This is a genomic window from Paenibacillus barengoltzii G22 (genome assembly GCF_000403375.2).
GTDB lineage: Bacteria > Bacillota > Bacilli > Paenibacillales > Paenibacillaceae > Fontibacillus > Fontibacillus barengoltzii.
In genome coordinates, this window is sequence record NZ_KE159654.1 from 452,590 (window position 1) to 461,153 (window position 8,564).

At 46.6% G+C, this 8,564-nt stretch carries 7 protein-coding genes; all 7 read right to left on the reverse strand.

Features of this window, described 5'->3' with window-relative positions; genetic code table 11:
- Positions 1-212: 212 nt before the first annotated feature.
- Positions 213-503 carry a CRISPR-associated endonuclease Cas2 gene (cas2, locus tag C812_RS16870; protein WP_016313865.1) on the reverse strand — a complete coding sequence of 97 codons (291 nt, stop codon included), beginning with the start codon at positions 501-503 and terminating at the stop codon, positions 213-215.
- A gap of 10 nt (positions 504-513) precedes the next feature.
- Complete coding sequence (cas1c, locus tag C812_RS16875) at positions 514-1,545, reverse strand: type I-C CRISPR-associated endonuclease Cas1c (protein ID WP_016313866.1); 1,032 nt, start codon at positions 1,543-1,545, stop codon at positions 514-516.
- Positions 1,542-2,201, reverse strand: coding sequence for a CRISPR-associated protein Cas4 (gene cas4, locus C812_RS16880; protein WP_016313867.1), 660 nt, complete (start codon positions 2,199-2,201; stop codon positions 1,542-1,544). Before cas4 ends, cas1c begins: the two co-directional genes overlap by 4 nt.
- Positions 2,191-3,042, reverse strand: coding sequence for a type I-C CRISPR-associated protein Cas7/Csd2 (gene cas7c, locus C812_RS16885; protein ID WP_016313868.1), 852 nt, complete (start codon positions 3,040-3,042; stop codon positions 2,191-2,193). The genes cas4 and cas7c overlap by 11 nt, the downstream gene beginning before the upstream one ends.
- The gene (gene cas8c, locus C812_RS16890) at positions 3,039-4,919 is read right to left on the reverse strand and encodes a type I-C CRISPR-associated protein Cas8c/Csd1 (RefSeq protein WP_016313869.1); all 1,881 of its coding nucleotides are present in this window, start codon (positions 4,917-4,919) and stop codon (positions 3,039-3,041) included. Before cas8c ends, cas7c begins: the two co-directional genes overlap by 4 nt.
- Position 4,920: 1 nt before the next feature.
- Positions 4,921-5,634, reverse strand: coding sequence for a type I-C CRISPR-associated protein Cas5c (cas5c, locus tag C812_RS16895; RefSeq protein ID WP_016313870.1), 714 nt, complete (start codon positions 5,632-5,634; stop codon positions 4,921-4,923).
- A 96-nt stretch (positions 5,635-5,730) separates the two neighbouring features.
- The gene (locus C812_RS16900) at positions 5,731-8,148 is read right to left on the reverse strand and encodes a CRISPR-associated helicase/endonuclease Cas3 (protein WP_016313871.1); all 2,418 of its coding nucleotides are present in this window, start codon (positions 8,146-8,148) and stop codon (positions 5,731-5,733) included.
- Positions 8,149-8,564: the final 416 nt, after the last annotated feature.

Genomic DNA, 8,564 nt, shown 5'->3' on the forward strand with positions numbered 1-8,564 from the left:
AAATTTCAATCCACGCACTCACAAGGAGTGCGACAGCGGCACTTGGGAAGCCTTGAGCCACAAGGCCTCACATGGCCGGAAGTGCGAACCTGTTTTGTGAGTGCGAAATGTTACGGTTATTTTCAACTAGAAACTCGAACGAACCCTTTAATGACGCGGAGTGCGAACGTCCCGGGGATTTTATGTGCGCTTGGGGTTCGCACCGCTGACCGCTAGAAGATGAGCGGATCCTCTAGGTCGATCGACGGCTTCGCGCCAATATGTTCGACTTTGGTCTTGTAGTTATTGCCCAGCCGGTAAAAGCGTAGGCTATCTTTTTCAGGATCGATGATTTCAGATAACTCCAGTTTCAGAGCGGTGAACTGGGATGCATCGACGTTACATTCAAACACGGAATTCTGCACCCGTTGTCCATAGTTTTGACATGCCTTAGCCACCCTGCGAAGCCTCGCAGATCCTCCCGCGCCTGAAGTTTGGACATCATATGTGATGAGTACAAGCATACTCACTCACCTACTTCCATAAAAATGGCGGGTATTCATCTAAATCCCCGCGCAAGAAACGTGCCAATAATAAGGCCTGAGCGTAAGGAACCAACCCCCAGGAGATCTTTTCATCCAGGAAAGGATGGGTAATCTTCTCTTGCTTCTTAGTTTGCCATGCTTGCAAAAACTTTTTGCGAGCCTCGTCCGTCAACAACACAGCCCCATTTTCCTTTGCTACAAAATCGGATGATGTCACTTCTTTCCGATTAATCAGCGAAAGCACAAAGCGATCAGCATAAATTCCTCGCAGCTCTTCCATCAGATCCAAGGCTAGGGAAGCTCGACCAGGACGATCCTGGTGCAAAAAGCCGACATAAGCATCGAGCCCCACGGTCTCCAATGCCGCAGCCGTATCTCTAGCCAAGAGAGTGTAGGCGAACGACAGCATGGCATTTACGTTGTCTTTTGGAGGTCTTCTGGATCTCCCGTGGAAAAAGAAACTCTCCTTCTGCTGCAAAATCATCTGATCAAACACCTGGTTATAGAGAACCGCAGCTTGACCTTCCCAACCTCGCAAACTTTCTAGGTTATTACTGTTACGGACTTCACGCAAAATATCCGAAAGCTGGCCTGAAATCGACTTGAATTGTTCAACATCAATGCGCAGCGGGTACTCTCGCGTCATCCGTTCGAGAATCCACTTGTGGTTATAGATCTTCCCTGTAATGAAGTTTCGGGCTATTTTCGCTGCATCCTCTTCATGATCCGAAATCCGGTACTGTGTTTTTCTCAAAATGACATTTCCCCGGCTTTCCCCAATGACTCTTGCCAGGAATCTTCCGCTTTGTGTCAAGAAGGTGATGGAAATATTCCGATCTGCACAATACCCCATTAATGCAGGACTCGCCCCCGTGTATCCAAAGCTCACGATCGCTTCCAGATTGTGAAGCGGTAAGCGACCAATCTTCTCATCGCCTTTCAGTAACAATACATTATCACCATCAAGCGCTAAGTAGGTATCCGGCTGAGTAACGTATAACGTATTTAACAGCTTTTTCAATCACTCAGCCTCCCTTCGATGTAGCTTTGGACCGAACGTTTATGCATCAAATGGGGCACACAGATATGCTGCAAAGAGCAGTTTTTGCAAAAGGGTCCCGTCTTTACCTTCGGCGTATAGCGTTTATCGTAATAATCATGCATTTCTGCGGCCATTTGTCTCACTTGTTCTCGCAACATGTCATGAATCGGCACTTCAACACGATGTTTGATTTCGTTGTAGAATATATATCCTGTGTCCACGCGGCATAACATCATCTCTTCCAGGCACATCGCTTGGGCTGCAAGTTGGATGGTGTCTTCATCACCTTTCTTTGGCTTCCCCCGCTTATATTCGACAGGATAGACCTTATAGGTGCCTTCCGCTCCCGCCACTTCAACTCCTTCAGGGTCTTGAACAAATTCGACAACATCACAGATTCCGCTTAATTGCAGTTCCTTGGACTGAATCGGCATCGCGCGAACGATTAACTTGTCTCCACGCTTTTCCCGGATAAACGGCTGATCCGCCTTTTGATGTAAATGCTGGCCTTCGATGGTTCTCGCATTTTCATCCCATTGCTGCTCAATATGAATCAGGGCCCACTGACGTTTACAAAACTGGAAATGCTGGAGCCCTGACAACATTAAATAGCGGTCCTCGTCATTAACGACCATTGATAACCTCGACATTCAAACCATCGAGTTCCTCAAGTTCAATTGTGTAATCCTCAAAACGTTTAGGTTCAGGCGCTGTAGAATAAACTTTCAAAGACCGGTGTACTTTGGCCGAAGAATATTGCCCCAGCTTGGAGGAATGATTCCACCAATATACCTTATGGACTTCCATACTGCCGTCCGGACGAGCAGAAGAGCTGTCATTTTCAAAAAGGGTAATCAGCGCTTGCTTAATCTTCTCTGCATCTTCTTCGGTAAAACCTGTCTTCTCCGCAAGTTGCGTATTAATGCTGCCTTTGAACAGGTACAGACCAAAATCAACGCGGTGTTTCATCCCCATCGTATCAGAGCTGCGTTTGTCCCCCGTTACAGAGTTCACGCTCTTGGTAATCTGGGTGCTGACAATGTCAATAGGATCAATGCTTGTAGCCGTATGGATGGAAACAGGACCGCGGACGCCTACAGACAACTCAGAACCTTTGAAAGCGAAAACTTGTCCAAAACTGCGTACATCGATCCACTCCTGGCAAGCCAGCTTAGCAAATTCATCCGCAGAGGCATTTTTGCTTTTCAGCATTTTTGCCAGCTCCGGATGGGCATCCGCACGTTCACGCAAACTTTTGAAATCATCCACTTTTCTGTCATCCGACTGGACAAAAATCTTCTCTCCCATATCCAGCAAGCGATTGCGGATTTTACGCTTAATAGCCACATCCGAGATTTCCCCATGGCCGTCGTAATTTTGACGTGGGCGGTTACCGTTCAGCGGGTCCCCGTTGGGATTGGCTTTCGTCACGGACAAAATAACAGCAAAATCGATTTTATGACCAAGCGTGCTCATTCGTTTGTATCCTCCTCTTTTTTCTTATATAGTTCACGGCGCTGACTGTAGAATCCAAGCAGATATTGCTCTGTTAATGGAAGATTATTAAAATCCCCTTCCTCAAATTGATCAGCAATTTCATCAATCATCTTGGATAAATAGGTCGCTTTCGTTCCCAGCTTGGCTTGATAAGGCTGGAGGCTGGCCTGTATTGTCTTCCAGGTTCGACCTGGATTCTGGGCGTACGAGTTCATATAACGAATCGCATTAGTAGATCTTGTCTCGTCTTTGCCTAGTGCTCCCCGTTCTAGCACATCCGCCACAGCCAACAAGCGGCCAAACAGATAACTCCGATCCCTGGATTCGGTGTTAAGCGGCACGTTCCATTCCTCCCCTTTTTCCAACAACATTTTTCGAATCAATGCGCATGCGATGCTTAACGTCTTCTCCCATTCCCAACGTTCCATGGATACTGGATTGGAAGCCCGGTGGAAGGCGCTTCTGACAATATCTCTAGGGATTGCACGTCTATCAACAATGCAAGGAATCATCCGTTCCATCGTCCCTTTGATGATCTTCTCACTTGCTCTGGGGCCGTAAGCAGCAAATGCAATATCCTTCGTTGCCGGCGCTCCATAAAAATTGATAAACTGCTCGTCTTCCTTGCGGTACCGATGCTCCCATGCGCAAGAGTTATGCCACTCTTCCAGACGATTCAAATACAGTTCCTTAGTCAGATGACGATAGTAAAGCACCGCCATCCGGCCAGTTGTTGCCGAGTCTAGAACGAGAATATTCACCTCTGCTTGATACGTCAGATCATTTCGAAACCCGTCGATTGCCCGTCTAACCTGATCCGCATAAGGCTTGTCCGTATCCGGTTCTCTTTCGATTTCCCGGCCTGAATGACGCATCATGTCCACAATATCCTCATCGGTATTCGGAACGGGGTCATTATCGTTGCCCCACACTAGAAAGACGCGTTCATCAATCGTTTTCCCCTGACGGTAAATCAACCACTTCAAGGCATTGTGCGCTTTCTGCGATACCTCATAACTGATGGATACCGCTTCCTTGCTTGTTTTGAAGCGTCCTCTAAAGGTGAAGCCCGAATTGTCATTCGCAGAAATTAATTTGGCCTTATCCGCTGCATGGCGAATCTTGTTCGCATGCCGTTCCGTACTCGGACGCATCTCTCCTGTAACGAAACAAACATCCGTTTCTCCCAGCTTTTGATTGTAAAAGGCTGTAAATGACTCGAACATCGCCGGGTCTTTCCATACTTCCGCAGGAGAATCAGGGGTAAGAACATTAAATCGGATAAAAGCACTGGAGGTCTCCGCAGCCCCGCTTGAGAAAATGGGCGGCTTGTCCCCGTACTTCGCCGTATATTTCTCATCCCATTTCTCGATCAGCTGCTGGTTCTCATCAAGCTTGATGATTTTGGCGGCGACTAGGTCCTCAATTAACCGTCTCTTACGCAAGTACGTGTAAATACATTTCAATTTCTCTGTAGCGTAGGGCGAATTGGCCCATTCCTCTAGATTGCGGATGTATTTATCAAAAGGGACTTCATCTGGATTTTTGATTTGTCCGCCATACTTCACGAAGTCCCCAGCGACATAACTAAGCTTGTCGTGTAACGGGTAGGGAGCGACCTTGGAGCCTGATCGACTGGCGGATTCCTCTGTACAGGGAATTAAGGTACTCTCCTTATCCAATACTCTGGCCTCGAGAAAGTCCCCGTCTTCATCGACCGTAACTTCAATATGTGCATTCTGGGTTGTATGTGACACCGGCAGCAGCGTGTATTCCCGGTCGCGCTTCTTTACGGTTTTCCCGACTTGATCCAGATTCGCCTCATACGTCTCATACAGATGGAGCAGCCAACTCATCTCATTCACCTCCTAAAGTACGGAGCAGTTGTTCCGCAGGCTCAATAGTATCCGAATGGAACGATTTGGGCTCCATTTCTCTGACTGTACGGACAATGGAGCATTCCTCTGGCTTTGGAAACCGGATGTACCCTTGATTCATCTCAACATTCCAAAGCCTAACCGAAAGCTCATTCTTCCCTGTTTCATCGGGATAATTGAACCCGTGAACCATCGTTCCTAAATAATGCGTTCTTCCATCCGTATCGTAGTAACCTGTTCCACTGCCAAATTCGCAAGGCTGCACATACCCCTGACACTCTCGAGTACCCAGGAAAATATCTCTCCGCCCCCCCGCTTTCAACGATCGTTGAAGGATGCTGTAATGCTTTCCTTCATTACGGTCGAAGGCGAGATCCGGCCGGTGTTCGTTAAAGACAAAGTGGGCCTTTACTTGGTAATGTACATCCTTCAGATACGTATAATTTGCCAGCGTGTTCCCGCCCCCATAGTCAATCGGGCGCACTCCCTTGGATTCCATTTGGATCGGCTTCATGACACGCAGTTCGTCGATGATATACATGATTGTCGGCTTCCAGTAGACAGACTCGAGAATTCCCTTAATCGCTTGATAGGTAGGAACACTGTAGGACAGCTTCTCCCCGCCTATTTTGGTTAGAGGGTCGCTAAATAAAGCGTAGTCGCCGAAAACTTCAAACTGGACTTCGTTTCTCATGGTTTGAATCACCTCCTTTACAGGAGCAGCCTGATAAGATTTTTATTTCTCTCAGGCTGCAGATTTTATCATCTTGTATTTCAGCAGAGGAATGACTCACCAAGCCACAAAGTCCATTCCTCCCTCCCCCTCCAAATCCACACCGTACTCATCGCTGTACCAGTTCTCTTTCAGTTCATAAATCATGCCGTCCAGGTGCTCGACAATAGCGTTGTCCCGTTTTAACTGTTCCATCTCTTGCGAGTACAGGTTCACCGTAAACTGCTGGGCTTGCTTCAAAAATCGGGTCACATCATCAAGCCAAGCCCCGCTATTTAATTGAGCAATCAGTTCCTTGCCTCCTCCATACGGCACGAGAACGGAAGTTGTTTTTTGATCAATAACCCGGAAGTATTCTGCTGCTGTTTTGTAGCTGCCATTTAAAATTAATGGAAAGCTTGCCCCCTGTTTCTTGCGGTAGTGCGTCACATAATCATTTTCCGGGGAGAGCGACATCAGGAGCTTGGTCATCTCTTTATCTAATTCCTTAACGTAATAGTTTAAATTAGCCTCCATCCGATTGTAGTAATAGCGAAAATACTCGCTCATCGCCTTGGGCAAAAGCAAGTTTCCTTCATACTGATCTGCTTTCTTCTTAAATCTGGCTAGTAGGCGGCCGGACACTTCTTTTCCGACTTTAATCTCCTGCAGCCTCGAAACGGCTTCCTCCGCATGGTCGATGATATATACATTCTGCGATTCATCTTCTCCATGTCGGTTGCATCGTCCAGCTGCCTGGGCAATCGAGTCCAGCCCCGCCAGAGAACGAATCACACATTTAAAGCTGACATCAACCCCGGCTTCTATCAGTTGTGTAGTGATACATATGATAGGAACTTGCTGGTCCAGCATACTTCGGATTTCCTTGAGCTGATCCTTTCGATGTGCCGCGCACATGGACGTGCTAAGGTGATAGACAGGCATAGGGCTATCCTTTAACTTTTCGTATAAATCCTTTACTACCTTTTTGGTATTCAAAATGATCAGTGTACTGCCCCATGTGTTAATTTCCGACTTCACCCAATCGGCTAACGTCTCATTCGTCATAGGCTCTTCCGTTCGGTCAATCAGCTCGACCCGCTTAAATGCCTTCACAACTTCAGTTAAGTTCGACACCATCTCCCCATCCCGATCCTTCAAGAGGCTATGCTTCACATTCTCCAGTGTAGGTTGAGTCGCCGTGCAAAGAAGAATGCTGCAATGGGCATCTTGTTTCAAGAAATTCAACGCCTCATTGAACAAGGAGATGCAATGAATAGGGACCTTCTGGACTTCATCAAAAACAATCACCGAACGACTCAAATTATGCAAACGACGAGTATTGCGGTTGCCCTTGGCATAAAAGACATTGAGAAATTGGACAAGGGTCGTAAAAATGATCGGGCTATCCCAGTTATCACGAGCAAGCCGGAGTTTCTCTTTGTCCGTAATCAGCCCGTCATCGGCTTCATCGCCATCCTCCATATCTTCCTGTCCTTCCTCGATAATATTGGAGTGGTGTTCCAAAATATGTTCGTTGTCCTGCAGAATTTTTCTGACCTCATTCGCGTTCTGTTCTATGATTGTGGTAAATGGTACGACATAAATGATCCGCTGTTTCTCGTACTTACAGGAATGACGAAGAGCATATCGCAGACTGGCCAGTGTCTTGCCTCCACCCGTAGGGATGGATAACGTGTAAATGCCAGACGGACGTTCAGCAGCAAATTCGTCGCACTGCTCCGACATTTGGGCTCTCAGTGCGTTGATAGGGTCGCTTGCATTACTTTTTTCTTTGAGATGAGTTAAATGATCCATTAAGCGACGATAGTAAATTTCAAACAACGGAAGATTCTGAGCGGACTCCACTACCTCAGCCTGTTCTTCAAAGCAACGTGTGTCGGTCCGATCCGCATCAATTAAGCAACTGAAAACATACTTTGTAACAAAAAAGCTTTGTTCAGGCGTACGGTTCCAAAATTGTTTCAGTTCATTTACGGCAACTTGAATGTAATGACTGAGCTCTTCTCTGGACATCGTGTCCTGAAAAAAACGTTCAACAGCCAAATCGTATTCAGGAAGATTCGTATCTTGAACTCGTCTTAAGTAGTCCGACTTGATTTCAGGTGAGAGATAATCTTGGAGGTTGGAATGATGAGAGATGATAGCATTGCCGACGATTTCAGCTAATAGCTTCTCTAGGTAGGTACTTTCCTTATGATGGAGCAACGAGAACAGGAGTCTGCCTCCCGCTGTAGAGTGATCAACCTCACCGCGCTTTGGTTGAGGTAATTCAGGGTGAAAAGCAACGACGTCTATATATTTCTGGAACTGATCGCTATATTTCCCAAGATCATGAAGCAGCCCGGCTAGCCCGGCGACGTGCTTCAGACCCAACTTTGCTCCGAATTGTTCCGCTAGTCGTTGCACTCCAAGCAAATGTGCTTTTAGCGGTTGAATTTCTTTATCATGATCTCGTACATGAGCAATATACACAAGCACATCTCCTCGCACATGATCATAGCAATACAATCTAGTTCTATTTTACCGCATTATTTGTCATATTTCACCAGTATTCGGGTAAAAAGTACTATGATTACAAAAAAAGGAGGAGTTGAATGGATAGAGAGTGGAGAAATAAGAATGAAGCTGTTCGCCTTGGAGAGGAATGTTCGTATTCCATGAAGGAAAAGTTAGTGGGAACTTAGTGACTGATCTCTGGTATCTCCTTTTATTTTCCGGTATAGGGACGACTTAAGGCCACATGTTTTTCCCGAACATTGCGACAACCACGTAAAATGACCATACTACAGTTTCAACCCACGCACCTGAGTAAGGTGCGACGGCTGTCTCTTCGTAAAGGCTCCTATATCGACGAATTTCAATCCACGCACCTACATGAGGTGCGACGC